We start from the raw sequence: 15,295 nt of genomic DNA, 5'->3' as shown, positions 1-15,295 counted from the left end.
TTAGAACAAAAAAACACATTACAAAAAAGGAATTTTTTACAAAAGTAGTTTTATTCATACACTTTATTTATTGGTAGTCAGTACAAAAACAATGATTTATAAAAAAATTATGTTTATACATTTGAGGGGCTTAATAATAATTTAGACTTAATTAAAATGAATCTTCTAAAGAAGATTCATATAAAAACTAGAATTTTAATCATCATTGGATGCTATAATTTTATTTATACGCAATCTAAAATCTGGTTTTCTAGAATTTTGTAAATCAATAAAAGTTTCAGAATCCAATCCTTTTGAATACACATTGAAGAAACTACTATTTCCGTACCAGCTCTCTAGGTCTTCATTATTAGATTTATATTCTGTGAAAATATTTCCATTACAGTTATTGAAATACATTTCTGTAAATCGCACTTTATCTAAAGTTTCATTATTGATTCTAATTTTATTCTCAAATAATACAGCTGGATTAAATCCAGAGATTACACTCTTACTCATATCTAATTCTGCATATTCAGCAATATAAATAGCTTCTTTAACTAACCCTACTTTTATTTCAGACTGCAAATTATCACTAGCATTTATAAATGTTAAGTTAGTAGCCATAACGGATGTCTGTGGCTTTGAGAAGTCAATCTCCTCTTTATCGTTATTGTAGGATGCTACTTGTAAACACCTTGAACCTTCTGGGCTTGATATGTAAGATGATCTTACAGCTAGACTGTTATATAAGTTACATTGTGCGCCATAATTAAAACTGTAGTCTACTCTATTCGATTTATATGAAACGGCTTTACTTAAATTAACTTGTCCGCCATAAACATCAAACGAATTACCTTCAGAAAAACTGACCATAATGTTTTCTAAAATAGTTTGACTACCAACACCAGCCAATAATAACGCATTAAAATTCTCACCACTCTTTAGCTTCTTGCCAGCATATTCAATTCGTACATAACGTAAAACACCAGAGTTACTTCCGCCATTTTCACCACCATAGCTAATATGGTCATAAGAAGCAGATTTAAAATTATGGTTTACGGAAGATCCATTACCGAATTTATTGATTGGTGCATCTCCTAGAATAATGATTCCTCCCCAATCACCAGCTTTTTTCACACTTCTATTTGAAGTAAAAACAATAGGGTCGGTTTGTAAACCATCAGCAATTATGGTAGCGCCTTTAGTAATAATTAAAGCACCATTAGATTTAAAGTCTCCAATAATAACGGTTCCAGGCTCAATAAATAATGTCGCATTATTTGTAACAAAAACATTACCTAATAACATGTAGGTGTTTTTTTTACTAAGCTTTGTATCTGTTGAAATGTTTCCTGTTAAAATTTCGGTGGCTTCACCATATTCATTTAATTCTGGCTTAAATTCTGTCCAAGAATTTAACCAGTTATCAGTGCCAATAATACCCTTCTCTTGTTGAGAGTATGAATTGCAAAACACTAATAAAAAAATGCATAAGAGTTGGGGCAAATTTTTCATAGTTAAAATAGTTATTTATTAATCATAAATATTCTTTTTATTATATATCAAACATATAAATAAATTCCACTAAATACAAATAATAGCGACAAAATGCACAAATTAGCTCTATTTTGAGGTATTTTCTTACAAATATTAATATATTTTAAATAACTAGTAATTATTTAAGAATAAAGAAGAGTCTTGTAGAAAAAATCATTTAGAAAATACGCGCCAGAATTATCGTTGGTTTATAAAAAAGCAGGCTTACTTTCATATATGCTTTAATTAATAGACTTAAATTAAAATCTATTGTTTTCGCTATATATATGTAAGGCTTTTAATGTTTCTTCATAAAACAGAATAGCAGCAATTAAATTTGTCCTATCAGAATACGGTAAAATTTTATTCTGAAAATCCATGGTACTTAAAAAATAATCTCTAGTAGCATCAATTTGGGTATCTAATGCCGTTCTATTGTCTTTCGTATCTGGAATACCAAAAGTAGACATGGTAACGCCGGGCTTTGTTGCAAAAGCAATATATGGTAGAATTTTAATAATAATTTCAATTCGCTCATTATATAGCCCTAACAATACACCTTTTTGCATTTGCTCAAGTTCCTTTCTGTCATGGTATTTAGAAATACCAACATCTTGACTGATAATACTTTTAGGGGCATCCTTATTTTGGGCAGATGCAACGCCTGCCATCAATAGACAGGTTAAACAAAACAAAGTAATTTTAGATTTCATGTTGTAGGTTTTGGGGTTTAATATCACAAATTTATGCAATTAAACGAAAAAACCAAGCGTTTTGTCGATTATTTCATGTTTTTGCACATTTATTTTTTGTTGATAATGAAATCAAAACGCTAACATTCAGATAATAATGGAATTATGAAAACTTTAACACTTAAGAAATCTCTGAAATAAGCATACACTTTTTATAACATTTTACTTTCGGCACAATAAATGTTATTACCTTCGTTATACTAAAAACTAAAAATTATATGTTTAAATATTTTTTCATATTAAGTCTTTTTGTTGCTTCAGTAGGCTATACCCAAAACACAGCCGTTTCAATGAATGAAAGCTTAAAATTTACTGCAGCTTACAACATGTCTGGTATTATGACTGATTTAGCTGAAGTAACCATGGAAACGAGTCTTGTAAAGACTTCAAAAGTTACGCTTTTGCGTTTAAAAACTACGGCAACCACCTACAGCAAATGGGATAGTTTTTTTAAAATTCGTGATTTATACGAAAGCTATGTAAGTCCAAAAACTTTAACGCCTTATTTACATAAGCGTGATATTAATGAAGGTGGATATTACAAAGCTATGCAGTATAAGTTCAAAAATAAAACGAATACTGTTGAAAGCATCAAGAAAAAAAGACGTCGTGATGGCACCATATGGGAAGAAAAGAAAAACCTAAATATAGGTAGCTCAACCAACGATATTGTAACTACCATTTACAAAATGCGTAATCTAAATTTAGAACAAGCAACGACTGGAAAAAGCTTTCCATTAACTGTAATTTTTGATAATAAGGAGTTTAAAATTTCTGTCGTGTATTTAGGTACTGAAACGATTAATACTGCCATTGGAAAAAAATCGTGCTATAAATTAGGGATTTCCGTTAACAACAGCTCTGTCCTAAAAGGCTCTAATGACAATTTGTTATGGCTAACGGCAGATTCGAATAAAGTGCCTGTTTACGCTAAATTTAAAATAGCCGTTGGTAATGGTGAATTAAAAATAAAATCTGCTTCAGGATTAAAAAACTAAATACAACATGAGAATACTAATTATAATTTTAAGTTTAATTTCAGCTGCTTTTGCTGTAATTCTATCTATTTTACCAGTATCAAATTTGGCATTTATTCCTGCTATTCTAGCCTTTGTTCTTGGTTTTATTGGTTTCTATTTAACCAATAAAAAAGAAAAGCCAAAACACACTATAAAATTAGCCTTCCTATTAACTATAATTGCATTATCAATTTCCACATATAAAGCCATTTTTAATACATCGGAAGTTGGTAATACGGAACAATTAGAACTTACAGAACAACAATCTGAACAAGAAGCAATAGAGGTGTTAGAAGATTTGGATTTAGAGGATATGGAAGACATTGACTTGGAAGGTGTCGAATTTGAAGATGTCGATGTAGAAGAGATTGACATAGATATATAAAAATAATATATTCCAGTAATTTAAAAAGATAATACCTTCGGTATTATCTTTTTTTTCGCTTTATTTATAGGCTAAATAGCTATTAATGAAAGGACTTGTTATTGCTTCGGCACTTACATTAGTTGGTTCTTGTGCCACGACCCGTTATTCAACTAAAATTGAAAACATAAAAAACAATATCCAACTTACGGATAGTGCTATAGTTATGCGTTTTGCTAACACTATAACCGCTAACGAGTTAGAAACCCACCTTTTTGCTTATGCTTCAAATGATTTTCAAGGCAGAAAAACAGGAGAACTTGGTCAGAAAAAAGCGGTCAATTTCTTAAAAAAATACTACCAATCTCAAGAAATTTATTCACCAATAAAGGACTCTATATATTTTCAAGAAATTTCAAAAGAGTTTTTACCTGACGATATCAAATCCACAGAAAATGTTTTGGCTTATATAAAAGGATCCGAAAAGCCTGATGAAGTTGTTATTATTTCTGCACATTTAGACCATTTAGGAATTGAAGATAATAAGGTTTTTAATGGTGCTGATGATAATGGATCTGGAACAACTGCTTTAATGGAAATGGCCCAAGCTTTCCAATTGGCAGTAAAGGAAGGCTTTACTCCAAAACGAAGCATTCTATTTTTACATTTAACTGGTGAAGAGCTAGGCTTGTATGGTTCAACATATTATATTGAAAATCCTATTTTCGATTTGGGTAAAACCATCGTCGATTTAAATATTGATATGATCGGTCGTATAGATAAAAAACATAAAGACAATCCGAATTATTTGTACCTCATTGGAGCTGATAGAATCAGTAAAGAGCTCCATTTTATCTCTGAAAAAATAAATGATACGTACTTCAATTTAGATTTAGATTACACTTATAATGATGAAGAGGATCATAACCGTTATTATTATAGATCAGACCATTATAAATTTGCTCAAAAAAACATTCCCGTCATTTTTTATTTCAATGGTGAGCATGACGATTATCATCAAGTTACAGATACACCAGATAAAATTGAGTATGATTTATTAGCTAAACGCACACGACTAATCTTCAGTACAGCTTGGTATTTAGCAAATAAAGACCAAAAATTAATTCACAACGAAGATATTTAATAGCTTGTTAAAGTTTGTTAAATGTAAATGGTCATTTCCTTGAAGTGATTGGTTATTTCGTAATATTGTCTTTAACACAAAAATTATTTATTAACATCACTTATTTATAATTATGAGAAAATCAGTTTTTATTCTAAGTGCTACTCTTTTAGCATTTAGTTGTGGATCAACACAGGAAAAGCAAACACCTACAAAGGCTACAGAGATTGCTAATCCTATTGAATATGCTAATACCATAACGTCTGCCGAGCTAAAAGAAATGTTATACACCTATGCTTCTGATGAATTTGAAGGTAGACTTACAGGTGCAAAAGGACAAAAAATGGCTGTTGAATATTTAAAGCAACAATACATTACTATGGATGTTCCTGCAGCAAAAGCTGATGGAAATTATTTTCAAGATGTACCTTTAGAAGTTATGGAAGCACCAAAAGTTAACTTAACAGTTAATGGAAAATCATTTAAAATGATAGATGACTTCGTTTCAGCTTCAACATCTAATAATGGATCCCTTTCTGTGAACGATATTATTTTTGTCGATTATGGTATTGATGACGAAAAATACAACAGTTATGAAGATCTAACCGTTAAAGGTAAAGTGGTTTTAATCAAATCTGGTGAACCTAAAGCAGCTGATGGAAACTATGTAATTAGTGGTTCTGATGAAAGTTCAAAATGGTCAAATTTCAGACAAGAATATGCCGCTAAGCGGGATGCTGCTAAAGAACGTGGTGCTGTTGCAGTTTTATTTTATTATCCAGAAATTTATGCTATGGCTGCCCAACGATTTGGAGGATCTAGTGGAAGAATGTCATTACGAGGTGATGCAGATGATATGTTCTATTTTTTAATTAATACGGATTTAGCGAAAGCTATTATGCCAACTATTGAAACAGCTTCAAAAACAGAAACACTTGCCGTTCCAATGAATGTGGAGTATATAAATGCTTCGAATGAGTTTATGTCTGAAAACGTTGCTGCCTTTATTAAAGGTTCTGAAAAGCCAGATGAAATTATTGTGCTTTCTGCACATTTAGATCATGAAGGTATTAAGGATGGTGAAATTTACAATGGTGCAGATGATGATGGTTCTGGTACAGTTGCTATCATTGAAATTGCTGAAGCTTTTAAAACAGCCGTTAAAAATGGTCACAGACCAAAACGTTCTATCTTATTTTTACACGTTACAGGTGAAGAAAAAGGTCTATTAGGCTCCCGTTACTATACAGATACAGATCCTATTTTTCCTTTAGCAAATACCGTAGCTAACTTAAATATTGATATGATTGGTCGTACAGACCCAAAACGTACGGAAGGTGCAGATAACTATATTTACTTAATTGGAAGTGATAAATTAAGTCAAGAGTTACATGATATTTCTGAAGAAGCAAATAAGACCTATATGAACATTGAATTGGACTACACCTTTAATGATGATAATGATCCAAATCGTTTTTATTACCGTTCTGATCATTATAACTTTGCTAAAAATAACATTCCAGTTATCTTTTATTTTAATGGAACACATGATGATTATCACCAACCAAGTGATACACCAGACAAAATCCGTTATGATTTACTAGAAAATAGAACGCGATTAGTATTCTATACGGCTTGGGAATTAGCAAACCGCGAAAACAGAATTACGGTTGATAAAGTAAAAGAGTAACCCGTTACCAAATAAAGTTAAAAAAGCCTTTTAGAATTAAACTAAAAGGCTTTTTTGTTTTCAAATACATATGTAATTTGCTGCTAAATAATTAGTTGCAAATTAAAACAGCAAACAGCACATACAAAAAAAGCCTTTCAGAAATTCTGAAAGGCTTTATAATTTTGGGTGGAAGACGGGATTCGAACCCGCGACCCTTGGTACCACAAACCAATGCTCTAACCAACTGAGCTACAACCACCATTTTAATAGGTCTGCAAAGATAATTTAATTCCTATTTCCTGCAAAGTATTTTTGAGAAATTATTTCAAATCAAACAAACTATTTATTGCTGGGTAGCGTTCTACTGTAAAACCTTCAGCATAATTAACGCCAACAATCCGCCCTAAATCTCGAGCCCTATAGTCCACACTATCAGTAAAGTTCTTACTTGAAATAGGTGTTTCAGGCTCTGTACTTTTAGGATCAAAAAACTGGGTTTTATAAGCATAAACTGCAGCTAATTTTTTTTCCATATAACCGGAAATATCCACTACAAAATCTGGTTCTAGGTATTTCCATTGTATATAATGATACACTAGTTTTGGCCGCCAAGGCTTTTGCTGTGTATTGGACTCTGATAATGTGGTTTCAATTTTAAGTAATCCGCTTAAAAAACAAGCATTACTTACCACATCGCTACCCTTTCCATGATCAATATGTCTATCATCAATAGCATTGCATAAAACCATTTCAGGTTGATATTTCCGTATCATTTTTATAATCTCTAATTGATGGGTTTTATCATTTACAAAAAATCCATCTGAAAAACCTAAATTTTCACGAACAGAAACACCTAAAATTTGTCCGGCTTCAGCAGCTTCAGCATCGCGTGTTTCTGCAGTTCCTCTAGTTCCTAATTCACCACGCGTTAAATCAATTATTCCAACTTTTTTACCATTAGCTATTTCCTTTGCTATTGTGCCTCCGCAACCTAATTCCACATCGTCAGGATGTGCACCAAAGGCTAAAATATCTAGTTTCATACTTATTTAGTTTTTGTTTTATTTATAGCTTGCTCAATATCAGCTAATAAATCCTTTTTAGTTTCAATACCTACAGAAAAACGAATTAGTTGATCGCTAATACCAATCGCATCGCGTTCCTCTTGTGTTAATAACGCATGCGATGTTAAATATGGCGATAAAACCGTACTCTCAACACCTGCTAAACTCATAGAAGATTTAATAAGTTGTAAGTGCTTTTGGAATTCTAATGCATCCAAACCATCTTGCAATTCAAAGGACATCATAGCACCAAATCCATGCATTTGCGCTTTAGCCAATTTATATTGGGGATGTGATTTAAGTCCTGGATAATATACTGCTTTTACATCCGGATGCTTTTCTAGATATCTAGCAATTTTGTTTGCATTTTTAGTTTGTGCTTTAACACGTAAAGCCAGCGTTTTCATACTACGTTCCAACATCCAAACGGTATAATCACTTAAATTACCACCAAAGTTTTTAGCTACATGCCAGATTTGACTTATTAAATCATCTGAAGCGGCTAAAGCCCCAGCCAATATATCACTATGACCACCCAAATACTTGGTTGCCGAATGCATGATAATATCAATACCAAAATCAATTGGGTTTTGATTAATAGGGCTTGCAAACGTATTATCAATACTCGTTAAAATATTATGAGCCTTTCCTAATTTGGCAACACCTTTAATATCTGTTATAGTAAGTAGCGGATTTGAGGGTGTTTCAATATGAATTAATTTCGTATTAGGTTGAATAGCGGCTTCAAAATCCGAAACGTCATAACCGTTTGTAAAAGTGAATTCAATACCAAATTTAGGAAACTCTTCACGTATAAAATGGCTAGCGCCTCCATACAATGTATTTTGAACCACTAAATGATCACCAGATTTTAAGAACGTAAAAAACAGGGCACTTAAAGCTGCCATTCCCGATCCGAAAATTAACGCAGATTCTGTATGCTCTAATGCCGCAATTTTTTTGGATAAATGCTCTTGGTTTGGCGTATTAAAATATCTTGGATAACGTTTCATATCAACATCATCAAACTCATAAGATGTGGAGACATAAATAGGTGAAACAGCTCCTTTAAACTGCTTATCCTCTATTTCTCCAATGTGTGTGCATATCGTATTAACACCATATTTTGAATGCTTCATAAACTTAAATTTTAGAACAACTAAATTACAAATTATCTACACGTAATAGTGCAAAATGCAATAGGCTTTTTAGGATTTCTTATCATTAAATCGCCTAAATATATATGGTAAATAAAATATTATATTGATTGTCAGGTTTTTAACATATTTTTTAAAATTTACATCAAAATTTTTACTATATTTGTAATTATGACTTCAACAGAACTACAAGAAAGCACCGCGTTTTTAAAAGAATCTTTAACCTATTTAGAGAATTTAGGTTACGACAACATCAAAGCCGATATGGAAGGATATGAATCTCCAAAATCATATCATAAAAAAGGTTCAGATGTAACTATCACACCTAATATAGTTGCAGAAAAAGCAGGAAGAAAGCACTATTTTGAAATTAGCTTAAAATCTGACGAACAGATTTTATTGAAATCAAAATGGCGTTTTTTAGATGTTTTAACGCGCATGAAAGATCATCGTTTTAGAATCATCACGCGTCGTGGTCATTACAAATTTACACAAGACATGTTGGATGATTTAAATATGGATAAGGATCTTATTAAATTATAAGTCCTACCTCCTATTTAGATTTTTTCATTAATTTATTTTGTTCCTCCATTAAATCAGTCAATTTAGTGAGTAACTCAATATCCTTTGGCGTGGAAACCGTATGGTTTTTCGGGTCTTGAGATTTCGCACGCAATCTATTCAGAAACTTTACGATTATAAAAATAGTGAAACCTACAATTAAAAAATCTAAAAAGGCTTCACTAAAAGCACCATATCCAATAGCGACTTCATCTGCAATAGTCTTACCAGCATCGTTTAAAACTTCATGACGTAAAATAATACGTTTATCCGACAGATTAACACCTTCTACTAGCAAAGACAATGGTGGGAGAAATACCTGTTTCACTAATACATCTACCAATTTATTAAAAGCAGCACCTATAATGATACCGATAGCCATATCCATCATGTTGCCTTTTACAGCAAACTCTTTGAATTCCTTTAACAACTTCATGAAGACCTACCGTTGTTTATTTTTTATAAAATTTGGCGTGTTTTCTATATGCAAAGAATCCTATTACAGCAACAATACCAAAAGCTATAGCTATAAACTTCACACTTACAATCTGATCACCACTTGCGTAAGAATGTAGACCTGCTAGGTAGAAATTCACTCCAAAATAGGTCATCATAATACTTGAGAACGCAATAATGGAAGCAAAATTAAATCCAAATCGACTACGTAAACCAGGAACTAAACGCATGTGAATAACAAATGCATACACCATAATACTAATTAAAGCCCATGTTTCTTTTGGATCCCATCCCCAATAACGACCCCAACTTTCGTTGGCCCACATACCTCCTAAAAAGTTACCAATGGTTAGTAGAACTAAACCAACTGTAAGTGCCATTTCATTTATAATGGTTAACTCTTTAATATTGATTAATAATTTATCTTTATTATCTTTTGTGGTAAATATCATTAAGAATAACACCACAAGGCCCAATATTAAACCGAGTGCAAAAGGCCCATAACTTGCCACAATAATTGACACGTGAATCATTAGCCAGTAACTATCCAAAACTGGCTGTAAGTTAGCAATAGCTGGATCCATCCAATTCCAATGTGCCACCATTAATATAATGGCCGTTACAAATGCTGTTGCTGCAATGGTTAAATCGCTTCGTTTTCCAAATGCTAATCCGAAAAACATAGTTGCCCAGGCAACATAAATCATGGATTCATAGGAATCACTCCAAGGTGCATGACCTGAAATATACCAACGTACAGCTAAACCTAATGTATGTACTATAAAAAGTAAAAGGATAACAACCTTGAAAACGGTTACTACTTTATCAATGGTTCTATTATTATCCCTAAAAATCTGAATAATAAGAATGATAAACATCAACGCTGACGCATACATATACCAACTAAACAAATTCTTGAAAATATCGTAATGATTGTAAAGAACTTCTGTCTTTACTTTTTCGTCTGAAAGCATTACATCACTTCCATACTTTTTCTGTGTTTTGGTGAAGGATTCTAAAATTTCATTAACCTTTGTATAATCGCCAGATTTTTTAGCCAAATTTAATGTCATTAAATATGCGCTAAATCCATTGTTTATAAAGTTTCCATAAAGTGAATCTTTAATATTTTCACGATGTCCATCACGTCTGAATTCAACAGAGGATATCCATTTATTATTTTCATCGTCTGGAATTGGAAAAATGCGTAATGCATAACCATCAATTGTATTGTATAATAAATTAACACGTTGATCGGTTTCTTTAAATTCCTTTTGATGACCATTAGGTATTTGTGCTTTATAGGCTTCTTCTAAATAAGGCGCTAACTTGTAATTTCCTTCAGGCGTGAAGAAATCAACAAGGGGAACATATTCTTGATCTTTTGGCACACCAATTAGACTTCTAATAGAATCTCCTTTTTGACGCTTTAAATATATAATAGGAACATTATACCAAAGTAATGGGCTTTCTTGAATGGATAAGAAAACCTGATTGGCATCAAAATCTTCGTAAGTATCGTGCTTACTTAACTTCCGAAGCATTTCTGAAGCAAATGTATTAACAGGCATCATACGTCCACCAATATCTTGAATCACCAAATGTCCAAACTTATCAGCGTGTTCTTTTGGTGTTATATTGACAGCTAAAACCGAATCAATTTGAGCCTTTGTAGGTCTGCTATCATTATGACCATGACCATCATTAGGTGTATGTACTTGAGCAAAACCAGTTAAGGTAAACGCTAACATTAAAATACTGGCTACTTTGGTTTTAAATCTATTACGCTTCTTGTTTTTAATGGCTGTTAGTTTTCTTTCCAGATCGCCAAAACGGGTGTTTTTATCAAATAATATAGCCATTAATCCTAGATATAATAACATGTAACCTATGTAAGTCACCCATGTGCCTAACATATCATGATTTACTGATAATTTGGTTCCTAATTCATCGGGATCAAAACCTGCTTGGAAAAAGCGATAACCACGATGGTCTAAAATATTATTCATAAAAACGCGGTAATCAAAATCGCCTTCCTCTTTATCAATAATAGTTACTTCACTCGCAAAAGCTGAATAACTGTTGTCAGTTCCAGGATACTTATCAGCAATAAAATCATTTAACTTAATACTAAATGGTAACTCTAATACTTTAGAGCCATACTTTACAGCAATATCCAAACCGCCTATTTTAACTTGCTCAAAAGGTTTACTATACCCTTGACCTCCTAATAGTTTAACGCGTTTCGTTTCGCCAGCTGAAGTTACTTTTAAAACCACTCCATTTTCATCGCCACGTAATAACTGGGATTTTTTTACCACATCAAAATCTCCTCTAACCACAGGTTTTGGAAATACCATTTGCATATTACCAATAACGTAACGCGATCTTAAAATAAGTGGCTGTATGCTATCCTTTACCAATAACCCGGTTTGTCCTGTTGCCATGGTCATGTACTCACCTTCAAAAGGCGATTCAATACTTAATTCCCCATCTTTATAGGTGATATTTACCGCACCATCTTGAGGTTTATTCAAAGAAAAAAGTACGTTATGTAAACTTTGTGTTTCACCTACTTTTAAGAAGTGATTATGTGGTGCACCATCTCCTGCTTCCACTATTTTTAAATATTCATCACCTGTTTCATTTGGAACCACATCTAATTCGGCACCGCCAATATATTTTTCTAATTCAAATTTTACATCTTGACCATTATAATCGGTAGCATAAGAAAAATCATTTTCTAATCTTGGTGAAAAATCAACTTCTTCTTCAATAATTTTTCGTTGCGCCATTCCGTCCACCATAAAATCGCCATCAATATAAGCCGTGATGTAGGTTTTTTGGGTTAGGAAAGAGTTTTCTGTTTCGCCTTCACGAATAGCCATCATACCTTCAAAACCAATATATCTAGTAATTCCAGCACCTAAAATGATTAATATAAAGGACAAATGTAGCGTGAGTGTTGCCCACTGATTTAAACGCCACAAGCGGTATTTTTTAATGTTTCCTATAAAATTAATTATGAACACCAACATGATGCCTTCAAACCACCACGTGTTATAAATCAGATTTCGACTGTAAGGTGTTGGGGATGTTTCTTGTCCTGCATCCATAAAGGTGCCAATTGCCATAGCTGCGGCAAAAGCAATAAATAATACAGATGTTAATCGGGTTGAAAATAGAAATTTAGCGAGTTTATTTAGCATAACTTGAGACTCAAAAATTGAATTGTGCAAATTTAAGGTTTTGTTTTATAAATTATAGCAAATAAACCAAGACTTTTATAGATATGTTTTATCTCGATATAATTAACAAAATGTAAAAAATGCTTAAGTTGTTGATGGTCTAGCTTGAAAGATATTTAAATACATAAAACTTCCCATTTTTCGAGCACGACGCTTGGCGTTTTCAGCGACTTCGCCATCAAAATGCTCTTCTATTGTTTCAAACCATAAATTTAACCAAGCACCAAAATGATGTTCGGTAATAGCGTGATTATTTTCCTTATCTACCTGAACATGCACTTCAAGGGGGTTTCCGTAATATTTTTTTTCTAGTTTCCGAGTCATAAATAAACTCGTTTCCCAGAAAGTTGTTAAACGATCAATATGTGCATCCCAATCGGTTATCACACGATTAAAAAAAGGTCCTAAAAATTCGTCAGCACGAACTTTATCGTAAAATGAAGAGACTAAAAGAAAGACATCGTCTCGGGTTTCTATATTTTTTTTCATGCGAAGCGTTATGACAATTGATATACATTAATTGCTATCAGCAAAATATTGGTAGTGATACTTGCTAATAAAATGGGAAAAATAATTTTAGTTTTAATTTGCGCAAAAATTACGGCATTATAACTCATGGCTAAAACTACGCACAAAGTTAGTTCAAAAAATTTAAACGATCCGTTTGGACTATTCATTAAAATATACATGGCTGCAATAGATCCAATACAACTTTGCAAAATAATAGTTAATGGAATATAGAGAATATAGTTCTCATTAAAGTCTGTAATAGCTTGTTTATATAAAGATTTCATAATAGTGTTTTTTTGTTGAAACAAAATTCTAAAACTTATCTTTGTTTATTTATGATTCAAATCATATCACCATGATTCCAATAGCTATTTTAGAGAAATATCAAGCAACCCTTAAAACCTATTCTAAAGGTCAAGTGATTTTTAGAGAAAATGAGGAAGCACATTTTTATTTTCAAATTAAACAAGGGAAACTAAAAATGTTTAATCATTCGGAAGATGGAAAAGCCTTTATTCAAGGTTTTTTTGAGTCTGGAAAATCATTTGGTGAACCACCATTATTTCAAAACTCTAATTATCCTGCTTGTGCACAATGCATTACAGATTGTAGCATCTATATGCTACCTAAAGATCGCTTCTTTGAATTATTAGAAAACCACCCAAAGGTGCATTTAAAACTCACCAAGATTCTATGTAAGCGCATGATTTATAAGGCTAAAATAATTCAAGAACTTTCTATCCATCCGCCAGAACATCGGATTTTAACCTTATTAAATCACTTTAAAGAAACAGCGAATACTGCAGAACTTTATGAGGTAAAGCTAACACGACAACAAATTTCCGACCTTACAGGATTGCGAGTTGAAACCGTTATTAGAACCATAAAACAATTAGAAAAGGATAAAAAATTAATCCTAAAACGTCATAAAGTTTATTTATAATTATGCGTATTTTAGCCTTATGATTTCAGTAAGTATTATTGGCGCAGGAAATGTGGCCACCCACCTATATAAAGCATTTATTAACGCAGAAACTATTTCAGTTGTACAATGGTACAATCGAGATATTAGAAAATTAGCCATGTTTCAAAGTGACGTGGAAACAATTGATGATTTATCGCTACTAAAGCCAGCCGATATTTATATAATTGCTGTTAGTGATGATGCTATTTCGGGTATTTCCGAACAACTCCCTTTCGAAAACCGATTTGTGGTTCATACCTCGGGAAGTGTTAGTGTTTATGATATAGACAAGAAAAACCGTCGTGGTGTTTTTTATCCATTACAAACATTCTCTAAAAACGTTCCTATGAACATGGAAACGGTTCCTATTTGTATTGAAACTATAGGTAAAAAAGATGCGCCTCTGTTAAAATTGCTAGGTAAAAGTATGGGCTGTAAAACGCATAAGGTGAATAGTGATCAGCGTAGAACATTACATTTAGCAGCTGTTTTTGTTAATAATTTTACCAATCAATTATATCGTGTGGCTCATGAAATTACAGAATCTGAAGGTGTAGAATTTGATATTTTAAAACCGCTCATTTTGGAAACCGCTAATAAGGTTCAGAATATTTCGCCGTATTTAGCGCAAACTGGACCAGCCAAACGCAACGATAAAAAAACAATTAAAAAGCATTTAAAATTGCTTGAAGATGAACAGCATCAAGCTATCTATAAATTGTTTACAGCATCCATCAAAAAAACCCAAGGTGTTAGTAATAAAAAAGTAGTTAAAAATAAAACACAATAGCTTGTTACGAGTTTCAATAGAAAGCATGAAATTGCAATTTCTTATTGAATAATTAGCTTATTCACCTCAAAACTCATTTACTAATTACCCAATAACA

At 32.3% G+C, this 15,295-nt stretch carries 15 protein-coding genes and 1 tRNA gene; 7 read left to right on the top strand and 9 right to left on the bottom strand.

Going from position 1 to position 15,295, the window contains the following annotated elements:
• Positions 1-195: 195 nt before the first annotated feature.
• On the bottom strand, positions 196-1,497 hold the full coding sequence (locus ES675_RS06485; RefSeq protein ID WP_066249659.1) for a hypothetical protein: 1,302 nt from the start codon (positions 1,495-1,497) through the stop codon (positions 196-198).
• A gap of 281 nt (positions 1,498-1,778) precedes the next feature.
• Complete coding sequence (locus ES675_RS06480) at positions 1,779-2,231, bottom strand: hypothetical protein (RefSeq protein WP_066249655.1); 453 nt, start codon at positions 2,229-2,231, stop codon at positions 1,779-1,781.
• A 257-nt stretch (positions 2,232-2,488) separates the two neighbouring features.
• Between ES675_RS06480 and ES675_RS06475 the strand changes: the two genes are divergently transcribed.
• The 4 genes from ES675_RS06475 to ES675_RS06460 all read left to right on the top strand — a co-directional run bounded on the left by ES675_RS06475 (position 2,489) and on the right by ES675_RS06460 (position 6,466).
• On the top strand, positions 2,489-3,268 hold the full coding sequence (locus tag ES675_RS06475) for a DUF3108 domain-containing protein (protein ID WP_066249651.1): 780 nt from the start codon (positions 2,489-2,491) through the stop codon (positions 3,266-3,268).
• Positions 3,269-3,275: 7 nt separating this feature from the next.
• The gene (locus ES675_RS06470) at positions 3,276-3,674 is read left to right on the top strand and encodes a hypothetical protein (RefSeq protein ID WP_066249644.1); all 399 of its coding nucleotides are present in this window, start codon (positions 3,276-3,278) and stop codon (positions 3,672-3,674) included.
• 85 nt (positions 3,675-3,759) lie between these two features.
• A complete protein-coding gene (locus ES675_RS06465) occupies positions 3,760-4,797 on the top strand; it encodes a M28 family peptidase (protein WP_066249640.1) in 1,038 nt (345 codons plus the stop codon).
• A gap of 112 nt (positions 4,798-4,909) precedes the next feature.
• The gene (locus tag ES675_RS06460; RefSeq protein WP_066249636.1) at positions 4,910-6,466 is read left to right on the top strand and encodes a M28 family peptidase; all 1,557 of its coding nucleotides are present in this window, start codon (positions 4,910-4,912) and stop codon (positions 6,464-6,466) included.
• Positions 6,467-6,632: 166 nt separating this feature from the next.
• Here ES675_RS06460 and ES675_RS06455 read toward each other — a convergent pair.
• The 3 genes from ES675_RS06455 to ES675_RS06445 form a co-directional block, all read right to left on the bottom strand.
• A tRNA-His gene (locus ES675_RS06455) sits at positions 6,633-6,708 on the bottom strand.
• Positions 6,709-6,768: 60 nt separating this feature from the next.
• On the bottom strand, positions 6,769-7,491 hold the full coding sequence (gene bshB1, locus ES675_RS06450; RefSeq protein ID WP_197503506.1) for a bacillithiol biosynthesis deacetylase BshB1: 723 nt from the start codon (positions 7,489-7,491) through the stop codon (positions 6,769-6,771).
• Between the two features lie 2 nt (positions 7,492-7,493).
• Positions 7,494-8,651: a trans-sulfuration enzyme family protein gene (locus tag ES675_RS06445; RefSeq protein WP_066255143.1), complete on the bottom strand. Its 1,158-nt coding sequence runs from the start codon at positions 8,649-8,651 to the stop codon at positions 7,494-7,496.
• A 189-nt stretch (positions 8,652-8,840) separates the two neighbouring features.
• On the opposite strand from ES675_RS06445, the gene ES675_RS06440 reads away from it, so the two are divergent.
• Positions 8,841-9,212, top strand: coding sequence for a hypothetical protein (locus tag ES675_RS06440; RefSeq protein WP_066255148.1), 372 nt, complete (start codon positions 8,841-8,843; stop codon positions 9,210-9,212).
• A gap of 10 nt (positions 9,213-9,222) precedes the next feature.
• Here ES675_RS06440 and mscL read toward each other — a convergent pair whose 3' ends face one another.
• From mscL to ES675_RS06420, 4 genes are all read right to left on the bottom strand, one after another.
• A complete protein-coding gene (mscL, locus tag ES675_RS06435) occupies positions 9,223-9,666 on the bottom strand; it encodes a large conductance mechanosensitive channel protein MscL (RefSeq protein WP_066255151.1) in 444 nt (147 codons plus the stop codon).
• Positions 9,667-9,682: 16 nt separating this feature from the next.
• A complete protein-coding gene (gene ccsA / locus ES675_RS06430; protein ID WP_066255157.1) occupies positions 9,683-12,895 on the bottom strand; it encodes a cytochrome c biogenesis protein in 3,213 nt (1,070 codons plus the stop codon).
• A gap of 123 nt (positions 12,896-13,018) precedes the next feature.
• Positions 13,019-13,423 carry a group III truncated hemoglobin gene (locus ES675_RS06425; RefSeq protein ID WP_066255160.1) on the bottom strand — a complete coding sequence of 135 codons (405 nt, stop codon included), beginning with the start codon at positions 13,421-13,423 and terminating at the stop codon, positions 13,019-13,021.
• 8 nt (positions 13,424-13,431) lie between these two features.
• Positions 13,432-13,728, bottom strand: a complete 297-nt coding sequence (locus tag ES675_RS06420) for a hypothetical protein (RefSeq protein WP_066255163.1) — start codon at positions 13,726-13,728, stop codon at positions 13,432-13,434.
• Between the two features lie 71 nt (positions 13,729-13,799).
• On the opposite strand from ES675_RS06420, the gene ES675_RS06415 reads away from it, so the two are divergent.
• Positions 13,800-14,387, top strand: coding sequence for a Crp/Fnr family transcriptional regulator (locus ES675_RS06415; RefSeq protein WP_066255166.1), 588 nt, complete (start codon positions 13,800-13,802; stop codon positions 14,385-14,387).
• A gap of 19 nt (positions 14,388-14,406) precedes the next feature.
• On the top strand, positions 14,407-15,198 hold the full coding sequence (locus ES675_RS06410; protein ID WP_066255168.1) for a Rossmann-like and DUF2520 domain-containing protein: 792 nt from the start codon (positions 14,407-14,409) through the stop codon (positions 15,196-15,198).
• The last annotated feature ends 97 nt before the right edge of the window (positions 15,199-15,295 follow it).

Source organism: Algorimicrobium algoritergicola (genome assembly GCF_008086165.1).
GTDB classification, from domain to species: domain Bacteria; phylum Bacteroidota; class Bacteroidia; order Flavobacteriales; family Flavobacteriaceae; genus Algorimicrobium; species Algorimicrobium algoritergicola.
The sequence above is the reverse complement of the archived record's forward strand: the minus strand, read 5'-3'. Positions and strand labels throughout refer to the sequence as shown.